Source organism: Kitasatospora sp. NPDC097643 (assembly GCF_040302625.1).
Lineage (GTDB): Bacteria > Actinomycetota > Actinomycetes > Streptomycetales > Streptomycetaceae > Kitasatospora.
In genome coordinates this window covers 121,588-146,486 of sequence record NZ_JBEOSA010000004.1, presented here as the reverse complement: position 1 = coordinate 146,486, position 24,899 = coordinate 121,588, and the positions used below count along the sequence as shown (strand labels likewise).

Here is a 24,899-nt window from a genome sequence, read left to right as displayed (position 1 = left end):
ATGGGACCGCGGAGTGCGGGGCAACGACCGCTACGAGGTTGACGATCACCTCTCCCAGTTCGAGGCCGAGATGGGTCGGACTCGAAAGGAGCGGGACAAGGCAGTCGAGCATGCCGAGGACCTCGCCTACCAGGTGGAGGTGCTCCGGGCCAAGCTGCACGAGTCCCGTCGCATGCTCGCCCAGCCGCGCGCCTTCGACGCCGTCTCCGGCCAGGCCGAGCAGATGCTCCGCACCGCCGAGATGCAGGCCCAGCAGCTGCGCGCCGACGCCGAGCGCCAGCTCCGCGACTCCCAGGCCGCCACCCAGCGGATCATGGCCGAGGCCGCCGAGCGCACCGCCCGGCTGGAGGCCGAGCTCACCGCTCGCCGCCGCCAGCTGGAGGACGAGCTCACCGAGCTGCGCCGCAACGCCGAGCAGCACCTCAACGGCTGGGCCGAGCAGACCCGGGCCGGCAGCGAGCAGGAGGCCCAACGCCTGCTCCAGGAGGCCCGCGCCGAGTCCGAGCGGATGGTCGCCGCCGCCCGGGCCGAGGCCGCCGCCCTCGCCGACCAGGCCCGCGCGCAGACCGCCGCCGACGTGAACGCCGCCCGCGGCGAGGCCCACGCCGCCGCCGAGGCCGCCCTCCAGCGCGCCCAGAACGACGCCGAGCGCCTGCTGCGCGCCGCCTCCGAGCAGGCCCAGCAGGCCGGCGCCCAGGCCGCCGCCGACGTGGACGCCGCCCGCGGCGAGGCCCAGCAGCAGCTGGCCGCCGCCCACGCGGCCGCCGAACGGCAGCTCGCCGACGCGCAGGCCGAGATCGGCCGGCTCAAGGAGCACGCCGCCGCCGAGCAGGCCCGGGCCCAGCAGGAGCTGGCCCACGCCCAGGCCGAGATAGAGCGGCTGCGCGCCGAGGCGATCGCCGAGGCCGAGCGCACCCGCCGGGAGGCCACCGAGCTGCGCACCCAGGCCGAGCTGGCCGCCGAGCAGCTTCAGGCCGACGCCGAGGCCGCCGCCGAACGCAAGGTCGCCGACGGCGAGGCCGCCAACGAGCAGCGCTCGCAGACCGCCAAGGCCGAGGTCGCCCGGATGGTCGCCCAGGCCACCAAGGAGGCCGAGGCGATCCGCGGCGAGGCCGAGGCCGTCCGCTCCCAGGCCGCCACCAAGCAGGCCGAGGCGGACGCCGCCAAGGCCGCCGCGGCCGAGGAGAGCGAGCGGCTGCGGGCCACCGCCGAGTCGGTCGCCGCCGAGCTGCGGGCCGAGGCCGAGGCGGCCATCGCCGAGCTGCGCGCCCAGGCCGAGCGCGAGGTCGCCGAGCTGCGGGCGCAGGCCGAGGCCGAGGCCGTCCGGCTGCGCAACGCGGCCGAGGAGGAGGGCCGGGCGGCCGGCGCCAAGGACGCCACCGTCCACCTCGCCAAGGCCGCCAAGACCGCCGAGGAGGTGCTCGGCCGGGCCAACCAGGACGCCGAGACCGCCCGCACCGAGGCCGCCGCCGAGGCCGAGCGGATCCGCGCCGAGGCCGCCGCCGAGGCCCAGCGCCTGCGCGAGCAGGCCCAGGCCGCCGTCGAGCAGGCCCAGAACGCCGCGCTGGACGACGCCGCCGCGATCCGCGAGCGGATCGAGCAGATGCAGGACGAGGCGGCCCGGCTGCGGGCCGAGGCCGAGGAGCTGCGCGCCCAGGCCGCCGCCGAGGCCGACCGGGTGCGCGGCGAGGCCCGCCGCCAGGCCGTCGTGCAGATCGAGGAGTCGGCGAAGAACGCCGAGGAGCTGCTCACCAAGGCCAAGGCCGACGCGGACGAGCTGCGCGCGGGTGCCGCCGGGGAGATCGAGCGGCTGCGCGAGCAGGCCCAGGAGCAGGCCGCCGAGACTCAGGGCCGGGCCGAGCAGACCCTGGCCCGGGCCCGCACCGAGGCGGAGAAGATCACCGCCGCCGCCGAGCAGCAGGGCCAGGACGCGCTCGCCGCCGCCAAGGCCGCGGCCGCCGAGAACCGCGCCGCCGCCGAGCGTGAGACCGCCGAACTGCGCCGGGACGCAGCCGAGTTCGACCAGCGGGTGCGGGCCGAGGCGAGCACCGCGGCAGAGGCCCTGCGGACCGATGCGCAGGCCGAGGCGAACGCCGTCCGGGACGCCGCGGTGGCCGACGCCGAGCGGGTGCGCACCGAGGCCGACACCGAGGCCGTCCGGACCCGGGGCGAGGCCGAGGCCGCCGCGACCGCGCTGCGCGAGGAGAGCCGGCGCGAGCGCGAGGCGGCCGCCGAGGGGCTGCGCCGTGAGCGCGAGGAGACCGCGGAGCAGCTGACCGCCGCCCGGGCCGCCCGCGAGCAGGCCGAGCAGGCCGCCGCCGAGCTCACCGAGCGCACCAACGCCGAGACCGCCGAACAGCGCGAGGCGGCCGAGCAGCACGCCACCGAGCTGCGCGCCCTCGCCGAACGCGAGACCACCGAGCAGCGCGAGGCCGCCGAGGCGCACGCCGACCGCGTCCGCGCCGAGGCCGAGCAGGCCGCCGCCGAGCTCACCGAGCGCACCAACGCCGAGACCGCCGAGCAGCGCGAGGCGGCCGAGCAGCACGCCGCCGCCCTGCGCGCCGAGGCCGAGGAACTGCTGGACGGCGCCCGGTCCACCGCCGAGCAGCGGCAGGCCGAGGCCGCCGAAGCTGCCCGGGCCGTCCGCGAGGAGGCCGCCGCCGAGCTGGCGCTGGCCACCGAGCAGGCCGCGACCGTCCGGGCCGAGGCCGGCCGCGAGCTGTCCGAGGCCCGCGCCACCGCCGACGGCATCCGCGCCGAGGCCGCCGCCGCCCTTGAGCAGGCGCAGGCCGAGGGCGAGGAGCTGGTCGCCGCGGCCAGGGCCGAGGGCGCCGGGCTGGTCGAGACCGCCGAGGAGGAGGCCGCCGAGGTCCGCCAGTCGGTGGCCGGGATGCACGAGGCCGCCTCCCAGCAGATCGCCGAGCTGAAGGCCACCGCCGAGCAGGAGGCCGCCGAGGTCCGCGCCCGGGCCGAGCAGGACGCCGCCGAGCAGCGCGAACTCGCCGAGCGCGAGACCACCGAGCTGCGCGAACTCGCCGAGCGCGAGACCACCGAGCTGCGCGAACTCGCCGACCGCGAGACCGCCGAGCTGCGGGCCCGTACCGACGCCGAGACCACCGCGCTGCGCGAGCGGACCGAGCTGGAGCTGACCGCCGAGCGCGAGGCCCACGAGGCCGAGCTGGCCCGCCAGCGCGCCGAGGCCCAGGCCTACGACGAGCAGCTGCGCGCGGACGCCGAGGCCGAGCTGCGCGCCGCCCAGGAGACCGCCGAGCAGCTGCGCGCGGACGCCGAGGCGCAGGCCGTCCAGACCGTGGCCGCCGCCGACGAGCACGCCGCCGCGCTGGTCGCCGACGCCGAGGAGCTGGCCGCCGTGGCCCGCACCGAGGCCGAGGAGTACGCACTCGCCACCCGGACCCTCGCCGACGAGTACGACGCCGCCACCCGCGGCCGCGCCGACGCGTACGACGCGGAGACCCGCGAGGCCGCCGAGCAGTTCGACAAGGCGACCCGCGAGCACGCCAAGTCCGTGCTGGAGAAGGCCTTCGCGGACGCCGAGGCGCTCGGCGAGGACGCCCAGACCACCGCACTGGCCACCACCGCCGCCGCCGAGGAGCAGGCGGACGCGATGGTCGCCGCCGCCCGCAAGGAGGCGGACCGGCTGGTCGCCGCCGGCGAGGCGGCCGGACAGGGCGAGGTCGAGAAGGGCCGCGCCGACGCCGACGCCCTGCTGGCCGAGGCCCGCCGGGACGCCACCGCGATCCGCGAGCGCGCCGAGGAGCTGCGCGAGCGCACCGACGCCGAGGTGGAGGCGCTGCACGAGCGCGCCCGCAAGGAGAACGCGGCGGCCATGAAGTCGGCCGGCGAGCGGGTGGACGCGCTGGTGACGGCCGCCCAGGAGCAGCTCACCGAGGCCGAGGAGCAGGCGGTGGCCACCGTCGCCGAGGCCGAGGACCGCGCGGCGGCCCTGGTCGCGGCCGCCGAGGACCGGGCTGCCGAGCTCACCTCGGAGGCCTCCGCGGAGGCCAGCAAGGTCCGGATCTCGGCCGTGCGCAAGGCCGAGGGCCTGCTGAAGGAGGCGGAGACCAAGCTCGCCGACTCCACCGACCGCGCCGAGGCGCTGATCGTCAAGGCCGAGGCCAAGCTCCAGTCGGCCGAGACCGAGGCCGAGGAGCGCCTGGAGAACGCCGCCGCCGAGGCGGAGAAGCGGCTGCGGGACGCCGACCGCACCGCGGATGAGCAGGTCGAGCTCGCGAAGGCGGAGGCCGAGCGGCTGCTCGCCGAGGCGCGGTCCGAGGCGGAGCGGGTCACCGCCGAGGGCCGGCGGGAGCTGGACGAACTGGTGCGCCGCCGCAAGGACATCAACACCGAGATCTCCAGGGTGCAGGACGTGCTGTCCGCGCTGGAGGCCTTCGAGGCGCCGTCACCGGCCACTCAGTCAAACGGGGGAAACAGCAAGAAGGACGGGGGTGCCAAGGCCGGTGCCGGAGTTGGCGCCCCCCGGTCGGGTGGCAATCGCTCCAAGAACGCACCACCCGATTGAGCGGACATTGTCCGCGGGACATCGGCATTTCGCCGTCGACACTCCGGTACCGTGTCAGGATTCCCTCAACCACCTCAGCGGTTTGACGACAGGAAGCCCAGAACCCCATGAGCGACAGTCACTCCCCTCACGGCTTCGACCTGGTGCGCCGTGGGTACGAGCGCGCCCAGGTCGACGAGCGGATCACCAAGCTGGTGGCCGACCGTGACAGTGCCTTGACCCGGATCAGTGCGCTGGAGAAGCGCATCGAGGAGCTCCACCTGGAGACCCAGACCGCCCAGGCCGCGGTCACCGAGGCGGAGCCCTCGTACGCCGGGCTCGGCGCCCGGGTCGAGAAGATCCTGCGGCTCGCCGAGGAGGAGGCCAAGGACCTGCGCGACGAGGCGCACCGCGCCGCCGAGCAGCACCGCGAGCTGGCCGAGGCCGCCGCGCAGCAGGTCCGGACCGAGGCCGAGAACTACGCCAAGGACCGCAAGGCCAAGGCGGAGGACGAGGGTCTGCGGATCGTCGACAAGGCCAAGAGCGACTCCGCCCAGCTGCGCGCCGAGGCCAACAAGGACGCCCAGAACAAGCGCGAGGAGGCGGACGCCCTCTTCGAGGAGACCCGCACCAAGGCCGCCCAGGCCGCGCTGGAGTTCGAGACCAACCTGGCCAAGCGCCGCGAGCAGTCCGAGCGCGACCTGGCCGCCCGTCAGGCCAAGGCCGAGAAGCGCCTGGCCGAGATCGAGCACCGGGCCGAGCAGCTGCGCCTGGAGGCCGAGAAGCTGCGCACCGACGCCGAGCGCCGCGCCCGTCAGACCGTCGAGACGGCCCAGCGCCAGTCCGAGGACATCGTGGCGGACGCCAACGCCAAGGCGGACCGGATCCGCAGCGAGTCCGAGCGCGAGCTGGCGGCCCTCACCAACCGCCGCGACAGCATCAACGCCCAGCTGACCAACGTCCGCGAGATGCTGGCGACGCTGACCGGTGCGGCCGTGGCCGCCGCCGGCATGCCGGGCGACGACACCATGGGCGTGCCCGCCCAGCAGTCGCGCTGACGCACCCGTCGCCGGCAGGCCCTCACCCGCCCGGGTGAGGGCCTGCCGCCGTTTCACGCCCCCGTCACCTCGGGTAGGCGCCGTCCGGCCGCTGGTGCCCGCTGCTGAGCTGGTTGCCCTCGTCGTCCGAGACGGTGCCGAACCACGAGGTGCACCAGACCGACACCGAGTCCGGCCAGTACTGCACCTCGAAGGGGTGACCGGGCCCGTAGTCGCCGTACGAGGTGACGATGAAGGTCTCCCCGGGGCGCATCCAGTAGTCCTCGCCGAGCGGTTCCAGGGTCAGTTCGAGCAGGCCCTCGCCCCGGTTGGTCACGGGCATCCGGCCGGTCACCTCCAGCGCCGAGAAGTCCCAGCCCGCCGCCTCCTCCTTCATCCGGCGGCTCCGGCGGTCCCGGCGACCTGTGCCAGCAGCGAGCGGACGGCGTCGTCGAACGCCTCCGGTGCCTCCAGGGCGCTCAGGTGGCCCACCCCGGGGATGACGGTCAGTTCGGCGTCCGGCCGGGCCGCCACCATCAGTTCGGCCTCCTCCGGCGCCACCAGGGCGTCCAGGGCGCCCGCGACGACGGCCACCGGCACCCGCAGCCCGGCCAGCACGTCCAGGGCGTCCGGGCGGGCCGCCATGGCCCGCTGCGCCCAGGCGACGGCGGCCGGCGGGGCGGCGGCGACCAGCGCCTGCACCCGCTCCACCAGGTGCTGCGAGTCCGGCCCGAGCTGGTTCGCGGCCACCCGCTCGTCGAGCAGCAGCTGGACGCTGTCCCGCGCGGTGACGGCGGCCGCGATCCGCTCCCGGTTGGCCCGGGCGGCGTCGGTGTCGGCGGTGGCCCGGGTGTTGGCCAGCAGCAGGCCGGCCAGCCGGTCGGGGTGCCGGCGGGCGAGCGCCAGCGCCACGTAGCCGCCCATGGAGATCCCGGCGACCACCGCGCGCTCGATCCCGGCCGCGTCCAGCAGCAGCGCGACGTCGTCGGCGACCAGGTCCAGCGAGGGCTCGTCGTCACCCAGCTCGGTGCCGCCGAAGCCGCGTTGGTCGGGGGCGAGCACCCGGGCGTCCGTCCCGGTCAGACCGGGCAGCGCGTCCAGTTGGGCGGACCACATCGAGGCGTTCAACGGGAAGGCGTGCAACAGCACGAGGGGCGTTCCGGTACCGCTCTCGCGGACCGACAATGCGGTGGGGAGCTGGGTCATGCGCCCACCGTATTCCGGTGCGTCCAATGAACCCACTCAGCGAGCCGCGATATCCCCTTTGTCCTAATCTGACAGAGAGTAAGGGAGCGCGAATGATCGAGTTGCACGACCTGACAAAGCGTTACGGCAAGACGCTCGCGGTGGACCGGCTCAGCTTCCGGGTCCCGCAGGGCGTGGTCACCGGATTCCTCGGCCCCAACGGCGCCGGCAAGTCCACCACCATGCGCATGATCCTCGACCTCGACCGCCCCACCGGCGGCCGGGTCACCATCGACGGCAAGCGCTACGGGCAGCTCAGCGAGCCGCTCAAGTACATCGGCGCGCTGCTGGAGGCCAAGGCCGTCCACCCCGGCCGCACCGCCCGTGACCACCTGCTCTGGCTCGCCCAGAGCAACCGCATCCCCGACAGCCGGGTGGACGAGGTGCTGGCCCTGGTCGGACTCACCCCGGTCGCCCGCAAGCGGGCCCGCGGCTTCTCGCTCGGCATGGGCCAGCGCCTGGGCATCGCCTCCGCGCTGCTCGGCGACCCGGAGATCGTCATGTTCGACGAGCCGGTCAACGGCCTCGACCCGGAGGGCATCCTCTGGATCCGCAACCTGATGAAGCGGCTGGCCGGCGAGGGCCGGACGGTCTTCGTCTCCTCCCACCTGATGAGCGAGATGGCCGTCACCGCCGACCACCTGGTGGTCATCGGCAAGGGCCGGCTGCTCGCCGACATGCCGATGCCGGAGTTCATCCGGCACAACTCGCGCTCCGCCGTCCGGCTGCGCACCCCGCAGCCCGAGCGCCTGCTGGACGTCCTGGCGGCCGCCGGGATCCGCCACGAACCCGGCCCGGACGGCTCGTACGAGGTGGTCGACGGCGACCTCGCCCAACTCGGCGACCTGGCCGCCGCGAACGGCCTCGCGTTGCACGAACTCAGCCCGCAGCAGGCCTCGTTGGAGGAGGCGTTCATGCAGATGACGGCCGACGCGGTGGAGTACCACGCCGGGGACGGACCGGGCCGCGACGCCGCCGGCGCCCCCGGCACCTGGGGCGCCGGCTGGAAGGCCGACGGCGCCCACGCCAAGGCCCCGGCCCGGCAGGAGGAGAACTGAGATGACGTCCTTCCCGGCGATCCTGCGCTCCGAGTGGACGAAGATCCGCAGCGTCCGCTCGACGATCTGGACGCTCGCGCTGACCTTCGTCGTCACCGTCGGCCTCGGCGCGCTGCTGTCCCTGCTCACCAACAACAACTTCACCGAGTTCCGCCGCAACGAGGAGACCCCGTTCGACGCCACCGGGACGGCCTTCGCCGGCATCATGCTCGGCGAACTCGCCATCATCGTCTTCGGCGTGCTGGCGATCGGCAACGAGTACAGCAGCGGCATGATCCGGGTCACCCTGGCCGCCGTCCCGCAGCGCGGCACGCTGCTCACCGGCAAGGCGGTGGTGCTCGGCGCGCTGGCCCTGGCGGTCTCCACCGTGACGGCCTTCGTGACCTTCTTCATCGGCCAGGCGCTGCTCGGCACGCACTCCACCAGCCTGGGCGAACCGCACGTGCTGCGCGCGGTGTTCGGCGCCGCGCTGTACCTGACGATGATCTGCCTGTTCTCGGCCGGCGTCACCACCATGCTGCACAACCAGACGCTGGCACTCGGCGTGCTGGTGCCGTTCTTCTTCCTGCTCTCGCCGATCCTCTCGGCGGTGCCGAAGGTCAAGACCCTGGCCCACTACTTCCCGGACTACGCGGGCTCGCGGATGCTGCTGGTGTACGAGCAGCACGGCCAGCCGTACGGGCCGTGGGCCGGTTTCGCCATCGGCCTCACCTGGACCCTGGCGGCCCTGGTGGGCGGCGCGCTGGTGCTCAAGAAGCGTGACGCCTGAGGGAGTTCACCCCGGCATTCAGTACCGCGGAGCGCCGCGGCCTCGCAGGACGTTGGAGGCCCGGCGCTCCCGCGCTCCCCAGCAGGCCCGGTGCCAGTGCCGCCGGTCGTCCACGCCGGCGCCGTGCATCGGCCAGGCCACCACGTGGCCCACCCCGGACGGGATCTCCTGGTCGCAGCCCGGGCAGCGGTAGGACCGGCCGGACGTCCCGGCGACCGTCTGCACCACCCAGTCGTCGCCCTGGTAGTTCTCGGTGCGGCGCAGCGATCCGCCCAGTGGGGCGGCCGGTTCGGCGCTCTCGCGGGGGGCGGCGCTCTTGATCCGGTTGCGGCGCGGCGACACGTCGGACCACCTCTCTTCCAGCGGGCTCGGGTCGTTCCAGCCTACGGCCGCCCGCCCCTCGTCAAGGCCACTATCACGGCATCCTCCGGCGCTTCCGGGTTTTTGCCGAGATCCACCCGATCTCCGGGGAAATTGATGGTTCAGCGTGCCATTGGCACATGACATCCGATACCCACGAAGGGAACAGGCGGGGCCCGCAAACCCTGCGCGCACCCGAGGAGGCCCCAGGATGACCAAGACCAGCGCCCGTGCCGAGACCCGTCGGCCCGTCGGGGTCCGACCGCCCGGCCCCGGCCCGGCGCTGACCACCGTCCCGGCGGTGACCGCCACGGCGGGCGAACCGCTGACGGCGCCCCAGCGCGCGGGCACGCTCCCGGCGGACACCGCGCCGGTCCGGGTCGGCGCCTTCATGCTGTCCGCGCAGTTCCCCGGGCAGAGCCACGGCGAGGCGCTGGAACGCACCGTCCGCGCCGCCGTCGAGGCCGAACGCGCGGGCCTGGACAGCGTCTGGCTGGCCGAGCACCACTTCGTCCCGTACGGGGTGTGCCCGAACGCCGCCACGCTGGCCGCGCTGCTGCTCGGCCGCACCCGCCGGATCGGCGTCGGCACGGCGGTCAGCGTGCTCTCCACCGCCCACCCGGTGGCGCTCGGCGAACAGGCCGCGCTGCTGCACCTCACCTCCGGCGGGCGCTTCACGCTCGGAGTGGGCCGCGGCGGCCCCTGGATCGACCTGGACGTGTTCGGCAGCGGCGTGGACGCCTTCGAGAACGGCTTCGGGGAGCGGCTGGACCTGCTGCTGCGCTGGCTGCGCGGCTCCCGGGTGGACGCGGACGGCCCGCAGTTCAGCTTCCCCGAGGTGGCCGTGGTGCCCCAGGCCACCGAGCCGGTCCGCCGGCCCGACCTGGGCAGCTGGCTCGGCCTCGGCGAGGGCCCCGCCCCACTGCGCCTCCCGCGCCAGCGCCAGGACGTCGAGGGGCTCGGCGACGGCCTCGGCGAGGAGCTCACCGCGGCCGGACGGCCGGCGGCCGGGCCGCCGGTGGTGGTCGCGTGCACCTCGCCGGCCGGGGTGAAACTCGCCGCCGAGCGCGGACTGCCGATGCTGCTCGGCATGCACTCCGGCGACGAGGACAAGCTGCGGATGCTGGAGCTCTACCGGGCCGCCTGGCTGGCCGCCGGGCGCAGCGAGGAGCAGTTGCGCCGGGTCGGCCGTCAGCACGTCGCGGCCGGGGTGGCCCAGGTCGACGACCGCACCTCGGCGGCCCGGGCCACCCTGCTGAACGCGATGCCCGGCTGGTTCGAGTACGGGCTCGGCGCCCACCGCACCGTGGACGGCCGCGAGCGCAAGATGCGCGACCCGCACCAGTACACCGAACTCCTCTGCGACCTGCATGCGGTGGGCACCCCGCGGGAGTGCGCCGACCGGCTGCTGGCCACCGCCGAGCGGACCGGCATCCGCCGCTTCGCGCTGCTCGCGGAGGGCAGCGGCGACCGCGAGGCGACCCTGCACAACATCGCCCGGCTCGGCTCCGAGGTGCTGCCGCAGCTGAGTTGAGCCCGACCGGCCCGGGCCGCCGGTCCCCCCGCACCGGGGGACGGCGGCGGCGTCGGGCCCCGGTCAGCAGTCCCGCAGTTCCTCGGACTGGTTGAGCAGCTGCTCGCGCACCGAGGTGAAGCGCGTGATGCGCGCCTCGTTGGCCTCCGACGGCAGGAAGACCGCCACCCGGTGACAGTTCTGGAAGGCCAGCCGCACCCCGAAGTGCCGCTGAAGGGCACCCCGGATGGCGTCACTGGCGAGCGCCCGCAGGAGCTGGCCGCGGGCCTGCTCGCTGGGCGGCGGTACCTGGTTGTCGGCGAAGTCGGTGCCGTCGACCTTCGCCTGGGCGACCAGCGAGCTGATCAGGTCCCAGGCGTACGGCAGCGAGACGCGGACGCAGTCGACGAATTCCCGCTCGTCGACCTCGCCCCGCTCGGCCTTTTCCAGCAGGGCCGGTGAGACGTCGAGCGACATGGATTCTCCTCTCGCGGTCCACCCGCGCGGCGCCCGGGTGGTCGTGCGTAGTCCGAAGCTCACAGTGAGGGTGGGCGAAATCGCGCGAGATGTCCGGGCCACCGTGGAACGGCGGTTTCCGGCACCGCGCAAGGGCGGCGGCACCACGGGACGTGACGCCCTGGATACCGACCGCGCTCAGAACAGCGTGGCAGTCAACGGCGGAGCAGGCTGGAGATTCCTGTGGATTGCTTCGGAAATACGCGGTGGTGCACCAGATTGGCCTGATCCTGTCGGATCGTTCATCTGAAGTCTCCATCCCCGTTGACAGCGGTCCCGCACGCGTGCCGTCACACACGGTAGCGACCCGAGGGCATGGGCGCCAGAGCGCGACGAGCGGCCACGGCACCGCCGAACCTCCATGTTCGCGGGGTTCGCGGTTTCTTCACCCGGTCGTCGCGGAATCGCATCAACTGGCCCCGGTGGGCTAGCGTGGTCGACCGTGCGTCTCGTAATTGCCCGCTGCTCAGTCGACTATGCCGGTCGGCTCTCCGCCCATCTGCCCTCCGCCACCAGGCTCATCCTGGTCAAGGCCGACGGCAGCGTCAGCATCCACGCCGACGACCGCGCCTACAAGCCGCTCAACTGGATGTCCCCGCCGTGCGCCCTCAAGGAGGCCGACGGGGTCTGGACGGTGGAGAACAAGGCCGGCGAGAAGCTCATCATCACGCTGGAGGAGGTGCTGCACGACTCCTCCCACGAACTCGGGGTGGACCCCGGCCTGATCAAGGACGGCGTCGAGGCGCACCTCCAGGAGCTGCTCGCCGACCGGATGGAGGTGCTCGGCTCCGGCTGGTCGCTGATCCGCCGCGAGTACCCGACCGCGATCGGCCCGGTCGACATCCTCTGCCGCGACGCGGACGGCACCACGGTGGCCGTCGAGATCAAGCGCCGCGGCGAGATCGACGGCGTCGAGCAGCTCACCCGCTACCTCGAACTCCTCAACCGGGACCCGCTGTTGGCCCCGGTCAAGGGCGTCTTCGCCGCGCAGGAGATCAAGCCCCAGGCCCGTGTGCTGGCCACCGACCGGGGCATCGGCTGCGTGGTGCTGGACTACGACGAGCTGCGCGGCATCGACGACGACAAGCTCAAGCTGTTCTGACCGGTCACGGCCCCGGCGGCGGGGACGTCGAACTCGGCGTCGCGGTCGCGGTGGCCGTGGACGTCGGGCTGGGCGTCCCGGTCGGGCTCGGCGGCGAAGTCGTCGGGGACTTGCTGGGCACCGTCGGCTGCGTCGGCTGCGGTGCCGTCGGCTGAGGCTGCTGCGGGCCCGGCCCGGGCGGCGGAACCGGCGGCTGCGGCTGCCCCGGCGCCGGCTGCGACGACTGGGGCTGCGACGGCTGCGCGGTCTCGGTCGGGCTCTCGCTCGACGACTTGCTCGGCTTCTTCGAGCCCGACGCCGACGCGCTCGGCGAGTGCGAGGCGCTCCCGCTAGCAGACGGCTCCGGGCTCGCGCCGCCGTCCGCCTCCGGGCTGCCGCCCGACTCGGTGCCCCCGGCGCTCGGCGAGGCCGAGCCGCCGGAGGGGTGCGGCAGCGGCACCGACCCGCCCTGCGGGGTGCCGGCGTCGTCCAGCCGCCCGTGCGGATCCTTCGGCCGGTGCTCGTCCGGGCCGGTGGCGCTCATCGCCACCGCCGTCCCGAGCACCCCGAGCGCCAGCACCGCCGCCGAGGCGGCCATCACCCGGCCCCTGGTCCCGCTCCCGGTCCGGCTCCGCAGGCTGGACGGCACCTTGGCGATCGCCCGGATGACCGGCCGCCGGGCCGCCGCCGGAGCGGCCGGCGCGGACGCCGCCAGCTGACGGCCGTCGGCGCGCAGCAGGTCGATCATCCGGCGCGCCGAGGCGACCCCGCGCTGCTCCCCCGCGGCGGCCCGCAGGGTGAGCGCGGTCTCCAGCTCGGCGGTGGCCCGGGACGGCTCCTGGACGCAGAGCGCGTGGACGCCCGCCTCGTGGTGGAACCAGGCCTCGTCGATCCGGGAGCCGGTGCGGCGGGCCGCCTCCAGGCCCAGCTCCAGGACCCGCTCCCAGGCCCCCCAGCGCAGCGACAGCGCCAGCGCGGGCGCGGCGGCCCGGGCCAGCCGCACCACCGCGTCGTGCCGCCCGGCGGCCCGGTCGGCGAGCAGGACGCCGATCAGCACCTCCGCCTCGGCCGCGACCTGGTCCAGCGACACCGAGCTGTGCCCGACCCACCAGGCGAAGTGCTGGGCGGCGCCGTCGAGGCAGCCGCGGGCCGGCCAGTGCGGGGCGAGGAGGTCGAGCACCCCGGCGGTCAGCCGGTGGTGCCCGCCGATGGACACGGCCAGTCCGGCGTCGGCGAGTTCGGCGAGGGCGCTCTCGCCCTGGCCGACGTCGATCAGCGCGGGCAGGTGCGGGGCGGTGGGGCACTCGCCGCCGAGCGCGACGGCCAGCCGCAGGACGGCCTGCGCGGGCTCGCTGAGCCCCTCGGCGAGCCGGACGGCGGGCGAGGCGGTCTCGGCGACGGACGGCAGCGGGACGCTGCGGCGCAGCGCGCCCTCCCGCACCGCCGGGTCCGGGTCGTGGACGGGCTCCTCGACCGCGCCGAAGACCCCCATCCGGTCCTCCTCCGCGGCGACCAGCGCGTCCACCGCGACGTCCCGCTGGCGCAGCAGCGCGGCGGCCTGGACGAAGCGCAGCGGCAGGCCCTCGGACTCGAACCAGAGGTCGACCGCCCAGGCCTTCTCGGCGACGTCCAGGGGCCGTCCGGCCAGCCGGGCGGCGAGCGCGAGGCAGGCGGCCCGGGACAGCCCGGCGACCGGGTGGTCCTGGAGCCGGGAGCCGGCCGGCAGCACCGGACTGCTCGGGGAGACGGAGATCAGGAAGGCGCAGCCGGGGGCAGCGGCGAGCAGTTCCTCCAGCTCGGCGCCGGACTGCTCGGCGCCGTCGACGACCACGATCGCGCCGACCTCGGCGAGGTGCGCGGCCAGCTGCCCGGGGTCGGGCCGGTAGCCGGGGGCGTGGTGGGTGGCCGCGAAGAGGTCCTGGAGCAGGTCGTCGGCGGTGCGGCGGTGGCCGCAGAGCTGGACGACGCCGCCGGGGGCGAGGTCGGCGGCGGCCTCGGCGACGGCCGACAGCAGTGCGCTGCGGCCCGAGCCGGCCTGGCCGACCAGGCGTATCGAGCGGCCCTCGGCGAGCAGGCCGAGCAGTTCGGCGATGTCGGCCTCGCGGTCGAGCAGCGGCAGGTCGGCGGGCCCGGCGCCGAGGGCGAGCGGGCCGACCGCGCGGCCGACGCCGCCGACCGGGCCGCGGGCCGGCTCGCTGCGCTCGATCCGGCGCGGGCGGGGCCGCCACTCCTCGGGACGGGGCCGGGCCTCGGAGCCGTCCGGGGCGCCGACGCCGACCAGCAGGCCGCCGGAGACCAGTTCGCCGCCTCGGGTCCGGACGGCCTCCTGCCGGAACTCCCCGGATGGCTGTGCCACGTTCTGCTCCGCCTCGTGCTCGGCCGCCGACGCCCCCGCGCCGACCGGCTGATCTTGGGGTTGCGGCCGCGGGCGGGCTGGGGGCAGCTGGGTCCGGCGGCCGTCTTCTGACGCGCAGACTCTCGCACATCCGGCCCCGGCTGTGCAGGGCGGTCCCGCCCCGGGCTTCCCGGAGCTGTGCGGACGGACCCTAGAGCGCGATCCCGTGCGGCTCGGCGACGCCGCCGTCGACGGCCAGGATGCGGTGCAGCTTGGTGGCCACCAGCAGCCGCTGGAGCTGCGCCGGGACGGAGCGCAGCACCAGTCGGCGGCCGATCCGGCCGGCCCGGCGGTGGGTGCCCATGATCACGCCGAGGCCGGTGGCGTCCCAGAACTCCAGCCGGGCGAGGTCGAGCACGAGGTCGCCGAGGCCGCCGTCCACGGCCTGGTGCAGCCGGGCCCGCGCGTCGGCGGCGGTGCGCACGTCGAGGCGGCCTTCGATGGCCAGCGCCCGGTGGTCGCCGGTGATGCGCATGCTCTCGTCCTTCGCCTGGTCGGCCTGGGTTCGGGGTCGGCTGGCCCCGGCCGTGCCGGGCCCGGGGGCGGGGGTGGGGTGTCCGGTGGGGTGCCCGTCCGGAGCGGGCCGCGACACCGATCGGTGCGGGCCGGGCCCCCCTCATCTGACGGCGGATCAGCATCGCAGGTTGCTGGTTCCGGCCAGATCTGAAGCAACTTCACTCGTCCGAGGGAATATACGCAGGAAGTCTCCAGACCTACGCTCGATTACCGCCCAAATCACCCGTCTGCGGCACCCGGCGTGAGGAAACTCACCCGGCTCCGGCGCGGCGGGCCGTACGATGCTCCGATCGCACGGCCCGCCCGGTCGTCCCGCGTTGTGCGTCCGGGGGCCCGGAGCCCCCGGCCGGCGCCTACTTGCCCGCGTACGGGTAGAAGCCGCGGCCGCTCTTGCGGCCCAGGTCGCCGGCGGTGACCATGCGCGCCATGATCTCCGGGGCGGCGAACTTCTCGTCCTGGGTCTCGGCGTAGATGTTGCGGGCGGCGTGCAGCAGGATGTCGACGCCGGTCAGGTCGGCGGTCTCCAGCGGGCCCATCGGGTGGCCGAAGCCGAGGCGGCAGGCGGTGTCGATGTCCTCGGCGGTGGCGACGCCCGACTCGTACAGCTTGGCGGCCTCGACGACCAGCGCGGTGATCAGGCGGGTGGTGACGAAGCCGGCCACGTCGCGGTTGACCACCACGACCTCCTTGCCGACGCCCTCGGCGAAGGCGCGGGCGGTGGCCAGCGTCTCGTCGCTGGTCTTGTAGCCACGGACCAGCTCGACCAGCTTCATCAGCGGCACCGGCGAGAAGAAGTGCACGCCGACGACCGACTCGGGGCGCTGGGTGGCGGCGGCGATCCGGGTGATCGGGATGGCGGAGGTGTTGGAGGCGAGCACGGCGCCGTCCTTGGCGAGCTTGTCGAGCTCGCGGAAGACGCCCTCCTTGACCTCCAGCTTCTCGAACACGGCCTCGACCACGATGTCGGCCTCGGCCACCGCGCCCAGGTCGGTGGTGGTGGTGATGCGGCCGAGCGCGGCCTCGGCGTCCTCGGCGCTCATCCGGCCCTTGCCGACGAACTTCTCGTACGAGGCGCGGATGCCCGCGAGGCCGCGCTGAAGCGCCTCCTCGGTGACGTCCCGCAGCACCACCGGGTGGCCGGCCTGCGCGGACACCTGGGCGATGCCGGCGCCCATCAGGCCGGCACCGATCACGGCGATCTGCTTGCTGGACGCATTGCTCATGGCTGGGTCTCCCGATGCCGTCGCCGCCCGGTGGGCGGGGCCTGAAGGCGGCTCAGGGCAGGGGTCACCGCCGGAGCCGCGTCGCTCATGGCGGGGACTCTAGTGCCGTTTGCCCCGGCGTGGTGTCATTCGAGAGTGTGATCTGTGACCGACCTGATCAGGTGAACCAGACCCGGCCGGTCGATCGTCAGACCGACAGCCCGAGGTCCTGCGCCAGGATCGCCGCCTGCACCCGGCTGCGCAGCCGCAGCTTCGCCAGGATCCGGCTGACGTGCGTCTTCGTGGTCGCCTCCGCCATCTCCAGCCGGGCCGCGATCTCCCCGTTGGAGAGTCCGGAGCCGATGCAGGCCAGCACCTCGCGTTCGCGCGGGGTCAGCCCGGCCACCGCCTCCCGGACGTCCGGGCCGACCGGGCGTTCCGGCCGGGCGAAGGTGCCGATCAGCCGCCTGGTCACCGAGGGCGCCAGCATGCCGTCCCCGCGCGCGACCGTCCGGATGCCCTCGACCAGGGTCTCCGCCTCCAGGTCCTTCAGCAGGAACCCGGCCGCGCCGGCCCGCAGCGCGCCGTAGACGTACTCGTCCAGGTCGAAGGTGGTCAGCACGAGCACCTGCGCGGCGCCGGCCGAGACCACCTGCCGGGTCGCCGAGACGCCGTCCAGGCGGGGCATCTGCACGTCCATCAGCACCACGTCGGGGCGCAGCTCCAGGGCCAGCCGGACGGCCTGCTCGCCGTCGGTGGCCTCGCCGACCACCTCGACGTCCGGCTCGGCGCGCAGGATCATCACCAGCGCCGCGCGCACCGCCGCCTGGTCCTCGGCCACCAGCACCCGGATCGTCATGTCCGTCCCTCGCTCTCCCGCCCGCGCGGCAGCACCGCGCGCACGCTCCAGTGGCCGTCCCGCGGCCCGGCGTCGAAGCTGCCGCCGAGCAGTCCGGCCCGCTCGGCCATGCCGACCAGCCCGGCCCGGGCGCCGGGCAGCCCGCGGCCCGCGTCGCCCCGGTACGGGCTGTCGACGACGATGCTCAGGTCCTCGGGCCCGTAGTCCAGCCGCAGGGTCACCTGCCCGGGCCCGGCGTGCTTGAGCGCGTTGGTCAGCGACTCCTGGACGATCCGGTACGCGGCCAGCCCGACCGGCACCGGCAGTTCCCCGCGCTCGCCGTGCTCGGTCAGCGCGAAGTCCAGCCCGACGTCCTTGCCGGCCGCCCGGGCCTTGGCCAGCAGGGCGTCCAGCGCGGCCAGGTCGGGCGCCGCGTACGACTCCTCGGCCTCGCCCCCGCCACTGTCCCGCAGCAGTCCGATCATGCGACGCATTTCGGCCAATCCCTGGACGCTGTTCTCCCGGATCACCGCCAGCACCTCCACCAGCGGTTCGTCCTCGGCCCGCCGCTGACGCCGGGCGAGGGACTGCGCGCCGGTGGCGTGGATCGCGATCGCCGACAGGTGGTTGGCCACCACGTCGTGCAACTCCCGTGCCATCCGGGCCCGTTCACCGACGATCGCCTCGCGCCGGTCCATCTCCGAGAGCAGTGCGGTCTGTTCGGCCCGCAGCCGCTCGGTCTCCGCCGCCTCCCGGTGCTTGCGGACCAGGTCCCCGGTCCACACCGGCGTCAGGTAGATCAGCGTGGTCAGCACCACCACGGCCACCGCGGTCGGGGTGTCGCTGTAGACCAGTACCAGGGTGGAGAGCACCAGCACCGAGCCGCCGCCGGTCAGGTGCAGGATCCGCGACATCTGCGGGGTGCCGTAGACCACCGCGGCGTACAGCAGATCGGTGTACATCAGGCTGGTCGCCAGCAGGGCGCCGGTGAAGATGCTGCCCACGAAGGCGATCCCGCCCAGGGTCACGGTGAGCACCGGCCTGGTCCGCCGGAACTGTTCCAGCGTCGACATCACCAGCAGCGGGAGCACGGGCACCCAGCGCGGGATCGACGAGGAGTTGTCGTAGACCTTGAGCGCGATCAGCAGGGCGCCGCCGAGCAGCCCGGCCAGGGCGATCGCCCGGGCCTCCTGGCGCGGCGTGAGGGTGGGTCTGAGCACGCCCCCATCTCACCACCTGGGCTGTCCGGCCCGGCACCGGAGCCGGGAGGAGGCGCCGTACATCGAAAGGTGCAGCCCGGGTTCGGCTCCGGCGACGACGCGCCGACGGGTCCGCCCCGGAAGGCTCGACCCACCGCCGAACAACCCGGAGCCCGCCGTGATCGTCACCCTCATCGTCGCCGCCGAGGCCGCCTTCTGGGTGCTGCTCGGACTCGGCCTGGCCACCCGCTACCTGCTGCGGTGGCGCCGGACCAGCACCGTCGTGCTGGTCGGCCTGCCGGTGACCGACCTGGTGCTCTTCCTGCTGACCCTGTTCGACCTGCGCGGCGGCGCCACCGCCTCCTGGACGCACGCGCTCGCCGCCAGTTACCTCGGCTTCTCGGTCGGCTACGGCCCGTCCGTGGTCCGCTGGGCCGACGTCCGCTTCCTGCACCGCTTCGCCGGCGGGCCCAAGCCGCCGCCGACCCCGAAGTACGGCGCGGCGCGCAGCCGCCACGAGTGGCAGGTCTGCCGCCGCACCCTGGTCTCCGCGGCGATCACGATCACCCTGATCACCGTGCTGAAGGTGGGCACCGACGCGCCCGGCACGGAGGTCTTCGACCAGTGGTACTGGAAGCTGGGCATCGCGGCGGTGATCAACACGATCGTCGCGGTCAGCTACACGCTCTGGCCCAAGCAGCCCCCGGCCGACGAGCAGCAGGACAGGCCCTAGCGGTTCTCGCCCGGCACCCAGAGCACGTCGCCGCGCTCCTTGTTGGCCGCCCTGGCCAGGATGAACAGCAGGTCCGAGAGCCGGTTGAGGTACTTCGCGGTCAGCGGGTTGACGGTGTCCCCGTGCTGCGCGATCGCCGCCCAGGTGGACCGCTCGGCCCGCCGCACCACCGTGCAGGCCAGGTGCAGGTAGGCCGCGCCGGGCGTGCCGCCGGGCAGGATGAAGCTGCGCAGCTTCTCCAGCTGCGCCAGGTAGTGGTCGCAGTCGCCCTCCAGCCGGTCGATGTACGACTGCAGGACGCGCAGCGGCGGGTACTCCGGGTCCTCGACCACCGGCGTGGCCAGGTCGGCGCCGACGTCGAACAGGTCGTTCTGGATCCGGACCAGCACCGCGACGACGTCCTCCGGCAGCGCGCCGGCGGCCACCGCGACCCCGATCGCCGCGTTCGCCTCGTTGGCGTCGGCGTACGCCACCAGCCGCGGGTCGGTCTTGGTGGTCCGGCTCATGTCGCCGAGCGCGGTGGTGCCGTCGTCGCCGGTACGGGTGTAGATGCGCGTCAGATTGACCATGCGGCCAGCCTAGCCCGCAGGTTAAGCGACGTTAACCCTAGGCGACGTTAACGCGCTGACCGGGCGGTGCCGCCTCCAGCCAGGCCAGGAAGCCGGTGAGCGCGTCCTCGCTCATCGCCAGCTCCAGCGGCGCCCCGTTGTGCAGGCAGCGCAGCACCACCGAACCGGAGAGCAGCGCCAGCTCCTCCTGCCCCTCCGGGTAGCGCCGGCCGAGCACCTCGATCTCCCGCCGCGGCAGCACCTTGCGCGGGCGAGGAGCGTACGAGAAGACCCGGAACCACTCGATCGAGTCACCGCTGTACCGGCCGATACCAAAAACCCACCCCTTGCCGTCGGTCTGCGGGACCGGGGCCGAGGTGGGTTGGCCGTTCTCGTCGAGGTCGGGCTGCGTCGAGGCGTCCGCGGGCATTTTGAGGCGGTAGCTGCAGTCGAACGTGCCGCCGACCCGCTGGATCAGCCGCCGGCGCACCGCGAAGGCCACCAGGCCGATCACACCCAGCGCCACGACCGCCGCACACACCACAAGCGCGAGGACCATGCTCACCTACCTCCTCGCTACCCGCGTTCCCCGTATCGGTCGTATCAAGCGACCGTGTTGACTTCTCAACTGAGACGACAGTCCCGGGGTCACGCTCACGCGTCCCCGGGACCGTCGGTCGACCCCGCTCAGGCGGGGTCAGGCGCTATCAGGCGTGGGCCTTGAGGCCGCGCGCCGCGAACAGCCGGACCTCGGCGCGCCGCTCGGCGTGCGCGTCCAGTTCCGACTTGGCCTTCTCCAGCGCGCGCTCGGCACGCGCGACGTCGATCTCGTCCGCCAGCTCGGCGATCTCCGCGAGCAGAGACAGCTTGTTGTCGGCGAAGGAGATGAAGCCGCCGTGCACCGCGGCGATCACGGTGCCGCCGTCCACCGTGCGGATGGTGACCGGACCGGTCTCCAGCACGCTCAGCACCGGGGTGTGGCCCGGCATGATGCCGGTGTCACCGGAGGCCGTACGGGCGACGACGATGGTGGCCGCACCGGACCACACCTTGCGGTCGGCTGCGACCAGCTCGACGTGCAGCTCAGCCAACGTGGGCTCCTAGGCTCATGCAACCCCCGATTTCTCGGGAGTTTCGGTAAGAATAACGGCCCCGCGCCTCCGGCATGAAACCGGCGGCACGGATTTGACCGGAATCACAGCGATGCGACGCGAGGGGTGGTCCCCAGGCTCGGGGGCCACCCCTCACGGTCACTCAGCTGCTACCGGCCGCGATTACTTCTTCGCCAGCTCGGCGGCGTTCTTCTCGAGGTCCTCGATGCCACCGCACATGAAGAAGGCCTGCTCCGGGACGGAGTCGTACTTGCCGTCCGCGATCGCGTTGAACGCCTCGATGGTCTCCGACAGCGGAACGGTCGAGCCGTCGACGCCGGTGAACTGCTTCGCCACGTAGGTGTTCTGCGAGAGGAAGCGCTCGATGCGACGGGCGCGGTGCACCGTGATCTTGTCTTCCTCGGACAGCTCGTCGATACCGAGGATCGCGATGATGTCCTGGAGGTCCTTGTACTTCTGCAGGATCCCCTTGATACGGACGGCCGTGTCGTAGTGGTTCTGCGCGATGTACCGCGGGTCGAGGATGCGGGACGTGGAGTCCAGCGGGTCGACGGCCGGGTAGATGCCCTTCTCCGAGATCGGGCGCGACAGAACGGTGGTCGCGTCCAGGTGGGCGAAGGTGGTGGCCGGGGCCGGGTCGGTCAGGTCGTCCGCGGGGACGTAGATCGCCTGCATCGAGGTGATCGAGTGACCACGGGTCGAGGTGATGCGCTCCTGGAGGAGGCCCATCTCGTCGGCCAGGTTCGGCTGGTAACCCACCGCGGAGGGCATGCGGCCGAGCAGGGTCGACACCTCGGAACCGGCCTGGGTGAACCGGAAGATGTTGTCGATGAAGAGGAGCACGTCCTGCTTCTCGACGTCACGGAAGTACTCCGCCATGGTCAGCGCGGAGAGCGCGACGCGCAGACGGGTGCCCGGCGGCTCGTCCATCTGGCCGAAGACCAGCGCGGTCTTGTCCAGAACGCCCGAGTCGACCATCTCGTGGATGAGGTCGTTGCCCTCACGGGTGCGCTCGCCGACGCCGGCGAACACCGACACACCACCGAAGTTCTCGGCGACGCGGTAGATCATCTCCTGGATGAGAACGGTCTTGCCGACACCGGCACCACCGAACAGACCGATCTTGCCACCGGTGACGTACGGGGTGAGGAGGTCGATGACCTTGATGCCGGTCTCGAACATCTCGGTCTTCGACTCGAGGTCCGCGAAGTTCGGGGCCTTGCGGTGGATCGGCCACCGGACCTCGACCTGCGACTCGAACTCGGCCTTGTCGACGTTCAGCACCTCACCGAGGGCGTTGAACACCTTGCCCTTGGTGATCTGGCCGACCGGGACGGAGATCGCCGAACCGGTGTCGGAGACCTGCGCGCCACGGACCAGGCCGTCGGTCGGCTGCATCGAGATGCCGCGGACCAGGCCGTCGCCGAGGTGCTGGGCGACCTCGAGGGTGAGGGTCTTCTTGCCCGAGCCGTCGGGGTTGTCCACCTCGACGTGCAGGGCGTTGAACATGTCGGGAATAGCGTCGACGGGGAACTCCACGTCGACGACCGGGCCGATGACCCGCGCGACGCGGCCCGTCGCCGTGGTCGGCTCAACAGTGGTGGTCATACTCATTCGCTCCCGCGGCTAGCGTCAGCGAGCGCGTTGGCGCCGCCGACGATCTCGCTGATTTCCTGGGTGATCTCGGCCTGACGGGCCGAGTTGGCAAGCCGCGTGAGCGACTTGATGAGCTCGCCGGCGTTGTCCGTCGCGCTCTTCATCGCGCGCCGACGAGCGGCGTGCTCGGAGGCGGCCGACTGCAGCAGCGCGTTGTAGATCCGGCTCTCGACGTACCGCGGCAGCAGCGCGTCGAGGACGCCCTCCGCCGACGGCTCGAAGTCGTACAGCGGGAAGATCTCGTGCTTCGCCTTCGACTCGTCGCTGAGCTCGACCTCGTCGAGCTTCAGCGGCAGCAGCCGGGCGTCCACCGCGGTCTGCGTCAGCATCGACTCGAACTTCGTCGAGATCAGGTGCAGCTCGTCCACGCCGCCCGTCTCGGCCGTGAAGGCCTCGATCAGGTCGGCCGCCACGACCTTCGCGTCACCGTAGGTCGGCTTGTCGGAGAATCCCGTCCACGACTTCTCGACCGACAGGTCACGGAAGGTGTAGTACGAGACGCCCTTGCGACCGACGATGTACGTCACCACGTCCTTGCCCTCTTCGCGGAGCTTCGCGCTGAGCGCGAGACCCTGCCGGATGGCGTTGGTCGAGTAACCGCCCGCCAGGCCGCGGTCCGCCGTGATCAGCAGGACGGCGGCACGCGAGGCGTTCGGGTTCTCGGTGGTGAGCGGGTGCTTGGCGTTGGACCGGGTGGCCACCGCCGTCACCGCCCGGGTGAGCTCATCGGCGTACGGAGTGGAGGCGGCCACCGCGCGCTGCGCCTTGACGATGCGCGACGCGGAGATCATCTCCATCGCCTTGGTGATCTTCTTCGTCGCGGTGACAGAGCGGATCCGGCGCTTGTAGACCCGAAGCTGTGCTCCCATGGGTCGTTACGTCCTTTCCCTCGCTACCGGACTCAGGCCTGCTCGCCGAGGAGCTTGCCGTCGGCGGTGGTGAAGCCCTGCTTGAAGGCGGCGATCGCGCTGGTCAGAGCGTCGATGGTGCCGTCCTCCAGCTTGGAGGTCTCGACGATGCCGGCCAGCAGGTCCTTGTGCTGAAGGCGCAGGTGGTCCAGGAACTCGCGCTCGAAGCGGCGGATGTCCGCGACCGGGACGTCGTCCAGCTTGCCGGTGGTGCCGGCCCAGATGGAGACGACCTGCTCCTCGACCGGGAACGGCTGGTACTGGCCCTGCTTCAGCAGCTCGACCATGCGCGCACCGCGCTCCAGCTGGGCCTTGGAGGCCGGGTCCAGGTCGGAACCGAAGGCGGCGAACGCCTCCAGCTCGCGGTACTGGGCCAGGTCCAGGCGCAGACGGCCGGCGACCGACTTCATGGCCTTGATCTGGGCGGAGCCACCGACGCGGGAGACCGAGATACCGACGTTCACGGCCGGGCGGATGCCGGCGTTGAACAGGTCGGACTCCAGGAAGCACTGGCCGTCGGTGATGGAGATGACGTTGGTCGGGATGTACGCCGAGACGTCGTTGGCCTTGGTCTCGATGATCGGCAGACCGGTCATCGAGCCGGCACCCAGCTCGTCGGAGAGCTTGGCGCAGCGCTCCAGCAGGCGGGAGTGCAGGTAGAAGACGTCACCCGGGTAGGCCTCGCGGCCCGGCGGGCGGCGCAGCAGCAGGGAGACGGAGCGGTAGGCCTCGGCCTGCTTCGACAGGTCGTCGAAGATGATCAGGACGTGCTTGCCGTCGTACATCCACTCCTGGCCGATGGCCGAACCGGTGTACGGGGCGAGGTACTTGAAGCCGGCCGGGTCGGAGGCGGGAGCAGCCACGATGGTGGTGTACTCCAGCGCGCCGGCCTCCTCCAGGGCGCCGCGGACGGACGCGATGGTGGAGCCCTTCTGGCCCACGGCGACGTAGATGCAGCGGACCTGCTTCTTCGGGTCGCCCGAGCGCCAGTTGTCGCGCTGGTTGATGATCGTGTCGATCGCCACGGCGGTCTTGCCGGTCTGGCGGTCACCGATGATCAGCTGACGCTGGCCACGGCCGATCGGGGTCATCGCGTCGATGGCCTTGATGCCGGTCTGCATCGGCTCGTGGACCGACTTGCGGACCATGACGCCGGGGGCCTGCAGCTCCAGGGCGCGGCGGCCGGTGGAGGCGATCTCGCCCAGGCCGTCGATCGCGTTGCCCAGCGGGTCCACGACGCGGCCGAGGTAGCCGTCGCCGACCGGAACCGAGAGGACCTCGCCGGTGCGGCGCACCGTCTGGCCCTCCTCGATGCCGCCGAACTCACCGAGGATGACGACACCGATCTCGCGGGTGTCGAGGTTCAGCGCGAGGCCGAGCGTGCCGTCCTCGAACTTCAGCAGCTCGTTCGCCATGACCGAGGGCAGGCCCTCGACATGCGCGATACCGTCGGCCGCGTCAGTGACCGTGCCGACCTCTTCCACAGAGGCCGCGTCCGGCTGGTACGACTGGACAAAGTCGGCCAGCGCGTCCCGGATCTCCTCCGGACGGATCGTAAGCTCCGCCATCAGGCTTCCCTGCTCTCCTAGTTTGCGATCCTCGGCCCGCCATTGAGGGCCGCAAGTATTCGACTCTCGGCCGGGTCTTCCGAACCGGCCGTACGATTTGCCGGCTCCGGGGGGAGCCGGTTCCCG

The 24,899-nt window shown here is 73.2% G+C and carries 22 protein-coding genes; 7 read left to right on the top strand and 15 right to left on the bottom strand.

Annotated features, from left to right (window positions below; all coding sequences use genetic code 11):
- The first annotated feature begins 13 nt into the window (after positions 1-13).
- Both ABTY15_RS04795 and ABTY15_RS04790 read left to right on the top strand, forming a co-directional pair.
- Positions 14-4,540 (top strand): polarized growth protein Scy-related protein, encoded by a 4,527-nt coding sequence (locus ABTY15_RS04795; RefSeq protein ID WP_350576007.1) that lies wholly within the window; start codon positions 14-16, stop codon positions 4,538-4,540.
- 107 nt (positions 4,541-4,647) lie between these two features.
- Positions 4,648-5,577: a coiled-coil domain-containing protein gene (locus ABTY15_RS04790; protein ID WP_350576004.1), complete on the top strand. Its 930-nt coding sequence runs from the start codon at positions 4,648-4,650 to the stop codon at positions 5,575-5,577.
- A 64-nt stretch (positions 5,578-5,641) separates the two neighbouring features.
- Here the strand turns inward: ABTY15_RS04790 and ABTY15_RS04785 are convergent, their stop codons facing one another.
- Both ABTY15_RS04785 and ABTY15_RS04780 read right to left on the bottom strand, forming a co-directional pair.
- Complete coding sequence (locus tag ABTY15_RS04785; RefSeq protein ID WP_350576001.1) at positions 5,642-5,953, bottom strand: hypothetical protein; 312 nt, start codon at positions 5,951-5,953, stop codon at positions 5,642-5,644.
- On the bottom strand, positions 5,950-6,762 hold the full coding sequence (locus tag ABTY15_RS04780; protein WP_350575998.1) for an alpha/beta fold hydrolase: 813 nt from the start codon (positions 6,760-6,762) through the stop codon (positions 5,950-5,952). The genes ABTY15_RS04785 and ABTY15_RS04780 overlap by 4 nt, the downstream gene beginning before the upstream one ends.
- Before the next feature lie 92 nt (positions 6,763-6,854).
- Between ABTY15_RS04780 and ABTY15_RS04775 the strand changes: the two genes are divergently transcribed.
- Together ABTY15_RS04775 and ABTY15_RS04770 are read left to right on the top strand one after the other, a co-directional pair.
- Positions 6,855-7,859, top strand: a complete 1,005-nt coding sequence (locus tag ABTY15_RS04775) for an ABC transporter ATP-binding protein (protein ID WP_350575995.1) — start codon at positions 6,855-6,857, stop codon at positions 7,857-7,859.
- Position 7,860: 1 nt separating this feature from the next.
- A complete protein-coding gene (locus tag ABTY15_RS04770; RefSeq protein ID WP_350575992.1) occupies positions 7,861-8,628 on the top strand; it encodes an ABC-2 transporter permease family protein in 768 nt (255 codons plus the stop codon).
- 18 nt (positions 8,629-8,646) lie between these two features.
- Here the strand turns inward: ABTY15_RS04770 and ABTY15_RS04765 are convergent, their stop codons facing one another.
- Positions 8,647-8,970, bottom strand: a complete 324-nt coding sequence (locus ABTY15_RS04765) for an Rv1322 family protein (protein WP_350575990.1) — start codon at positions 8,968-8,970, stop codon at positions 8,647-8,649.
- A 409-nt stretch (positions 8,971-9,379) separates the two neighbouring features.
- Between ABTY15_RS04765 and ABTY15_RS04760 the strand changes: the two genes are divergently transcribed.
- Positions 9,380-10,522 (top strand): LLM class flavin-dependent oxidoreductase, encoded by a 1,143-nt coding sequence (locus ABTY15_RS04760; RefSeq protein WP_502893423.1) that lies wholly within the window; start codon positions 9,380-9,382, stop codon positions 10,520-10,522.
- 63 nt (positions 10,523-10,585) lie between these two features.
- Here the strand turns inward: ABTY15_RS04760 and ABTY15_RS04755 are convergent, their stop codons facing one another.
- Positions 10,586-10,978: an SCO5389 family protein gene (locus tag ABTY15_RS04755; protein WP_350575982.1), complete on the bottom strand. Its 393-nt coding sequence runs from the start codon at positions 10,976-10,978 to the stop codon at positions 10,586-10,588.
- Between the two features lie 481 nt (positions 10,979-11,459).
- On the opposite strand from ABTY15_RS04755, the gene nucS reads away from it, so the two are divergent.
- A complete protein-coding gene (gene nucS / locus ABTY15_RS04750; protein ID WP_350575981.1) occupies positions 11,460-12,119 on the top strand; it encodes an endonuclease NucS in 660 nt (219 codons plus the stop codon).
- Positions 12,120-12,123: 4 nt separating this feature from the next.
- Here nucS and ABTY15_RS04745 read toward each other — a convergent pair whose 3' ends face one another.
- The 5 genes from ABTY15_RS04745 to ABTY15_RS04725 form a co-directional block, all read right to left on the bottom strand.
- Positions 12,124-14,454, bottom strand: coding sequence for an ATP-binding protein (locus ABTY15_RS04745; RefSeq protein ID WP_350575978.1), 2,331 nt, complete (start codon positions 14,452-14,454; stop codon positions 12,124-12,126).
- A 190-nt stretch (positions 14,455-14,644) separates the two neighbouring features.
- Entirely contained in the window at positions 14,645-14,968 is a 324-nt protein-coding gene (locus ABTY15_RS04740) for an STAS domain-containing protein (RefSeq protein WP_350575975.1), read from the bottom strand.
- Positions 14,969-15,362: 394 nt separating this feature from the next.
- Complete coding sequence (locus ABTY15_RS04735; RefSeq protein WP_350575973.1) at positions 15,363-16,232, bottom strand: 3-hydroxyacyl-CoA dehydrogenase family protein; 870 nt, start codon at positions 16,230-16,232, stop codon at positions 15,363-15,365.
- A 187-nt stretch (positions 16,233-16,419) separates the two neighbouring features.
- Positions 16,420-17,070 (bottom strand): response regulator, encoded by a 651-nt coding sequence (locus tag ABTY15_RS04730; RefSeq protein WP_350575970.1) that lies wholly within the window; start codon positions 17,068-17,070, stop codon positions 16,420-16,422.
- Complete coding sequence (locus ABTY15_RS04725) at positions 17,067-18,269, bottom strand: sensor histidine kinase (protein ID WP_350575968.1); 1,203 nt, start codon at positions 18,267-18,269, stop codon at positions 17,067-17,069. The genes ABTY15_RS04730 and ABTY15_RS04725 overlap by 4 nt, the downstream gene beginning before the upstream one ends.
- Positions 18,270-18,426: 157 nt before the next feature.
- On the opposite strand from ABTY15_RS04725, the gene ABTY15_RS04720 reads away from it, so the two are divergent.
- A complete protein-coding gene (locus tag ABTY15_RS04720; protein WP_350575966.1) occupies positions 18,427-18,981 on the top strand; it encodes a hypothetical protein in 555 nt (184 codons plus the stop codon).
- Here ABTY15_RS04720 and ABTY15_RS04715 read toward each other — a convergent pair.
- From ABTY15_RS04715 to atpA, 6 genes are all read right to left on the bottom strand, one after another.
- Positions 18,978-19,550: a cob(I)yrinic acid a,c-diamide adenosyltransferase gene (locus ABTY15_RS04715; RefSeq protein WP_350575965.1), complete on the bottom strand. Its 573-nt coding sequence runs from the start codon at positions 19,548-19,550 to the stop codon at positions 18,978-18,980. The genes ABTY15_RS04720 and ABTY15_RS04715 overlap by 4 nt on opposite strands.
- Positions 19,551-19,587: 37 nt before the next feature.
- Positions 19,588-20,088 carry a DUF2550 domain-containing protein gene (locus ABTY15_RS04710; RefSeq protein WP_350575962.1) on the bottom strand — a complete coding sequence of 167 codons (501 nt, stop codon included), beginning with the start codon at positions 20,086-20,088 and terminating at the stop codon, positions 19,588-19,590.
- A gap of 148 nt (positions 20,089-20,236) precedes the next feature.
- Positions 20,237-20,620: a F0F1 ATP synthase subunit epsilon gene (locus ABTY15_RS04705; protein ID WP_350575959.1), complete on the bottom strand. Its 384-nt coding sequence runs from the start codon at positions 20,618-20,620 to the stop codon at positions 20,237-20,239.
- 183 nt (positions 20,621-20,803) lie between these two features.
- Positions 20,804-22,249, bottom strand: a complete 1,446-nt coding sequence (atpD, locus tag ABTY15_RS04700; protein WP_350575956.1) for a F0F1 ATP synthase subunit beta — start codon at positions 22,247-22,249, stop codon at positions 20,804-20,806.
- Between the two features lie 2 nt (positions 22,250-22,251).
- Positions 22,252-23,166 (bottom strand): F0F1 ATP synthase subunit gamma, encoded by a 915-nt coding sequence (locus ABTY15_RS04695; protein ID WP_350575953.1) that lies wholly within the window; start codon positions 23,164-23,166, stop codon positions 22,252-22,254.
- A 32-nt stretch (positions 23,167-23,198) separates the two neighbouring features.
- Positions 23,199-24,773 (bottom strand): F0F1 ATP synthase subunit alpha, encoded by a 1,575-nt coding sequence (atpA, locus tag ABTY15_RS04690; RefSeq protein ID WP_350575951.1) that lies wholly within the window; start codon positions 24,771-24,773, stop codon positions 23,199-23,201.
- Between the last annotated feature and the right edge of the window lie 126 nt (positions 24,774-24,899).

Excerpts from the sequence above, each read along its gene's own strand:
- ABTY15_RS04695 (WP_350575953.1), bottom strand. The coding sequence starts at position 23,166 with ATGGGAGCACAGCTTCGGGTCTACAAGCGCCGGATCCGCTCTGTCACC.
- atpD (WP_350575956.1), bottom strand. The coding sequence starts at position 22,249 with ATGACCACCACTGTTGAGCCGACCACGGCGACGGGCCGCGTCGCGCGG.
- ABTY15_RS04740 (WP_350575975.1), bottom strand. The coding sequence starts at position 14,968 with ATGCGCATCACCGGCGACCACCGGGCGCTGGCCATCGAAGGCCGCCTC.
- ABTY15_RS04730 (WP_350575970.1), bottom strand. The coding sequence starts at position 17,070 with ATGACGATCCGGGTGCTGGTGGCCGAGGACCAGGCGGCGGTGCGCGCG.
- atpA (WP_350575951.1), bottom strand. The coding sequence starts at position 24,773 with ATGGCGGAGCTTACGATCCGTCCGGAGGAGATCCGGGACGCGCTGGCC.
- ABTY15_RS04715 (WP_350575965.1), bottom strand. The coding sequence starts at position 19,550 with ATGGTCAATCTGACGCGCATCTACACCCGTACCGGCGACGACGGCACC.
- ABTY15_RS04770 (WP_350575992.1), top strand. The coding sequence starts at position 7,861 with ATGACGTCCTTCCCGGCGATCCTGCGCTCCGAGTGGACGAAGATCCGC.
- ABTY15_RS04755 (WP_350575982.1), bottom strand. The coding sequence starts at position 10,978 with ATGTCGCTCGACGTCTCACCGGCCCTGCTGGAAAAGGCCGAGCGGGGC.
- ABTY15_RS04735 (WP_350575973.1), bottom strand. The coding sequence starts at position 16,232 with ATGAGCAATGCGTCCAGCAAGCAGATCGCCGTGATCGGTGCCGGCCTG.
- ABTY15_RS04790 (WP_350576004.1), top strand. The coding sequence starts at position 4,648 with ATGAGCGACAGTCACTCCCCTCACGGCTTCGACCTGGTGCGCCGTGGG.
- ABTY15_RS04780 (WP_350575998.1), bottom strand. The coding sequence starts at position 6,762 with ATGACCCAGCTCCCCACCGCATTGTCGGTCCGCGAGAGCGGTACCGGA.
- ABTY15_RS04710 (WP_350575962.1), bottom strand. The coding sequence starts at position 20,088 with ATGGTCCTCGCGCTTGTGGTGTGTGCGGCGGTCGTGGCGCTGGGTGTG.
- ABTY15_RS04775 (WP_350575995.1), top strand. The coding sequence starts at position 6,855 with ATGATCGAGTTGCACGACCTGACAAAGCGTTACGGCAAGACGCTCGCG.
- ABTY15_RS04785 (WP_350576001.1), bottom strand. The coding sequence starts at position 5,953 with ATGAAGGAGGAGGCGGCGGGCTGGGACTTCTCGGCGCTGGAGGTGACC.
- ABTY15_RS04760 (WP_502893423.1), top strand. The coding sequence starts at position 9,380 with ATGCTGTCCGCGCAGTTCCCCGGGCAGAGCCACGGCGAGGCGCTGGAA.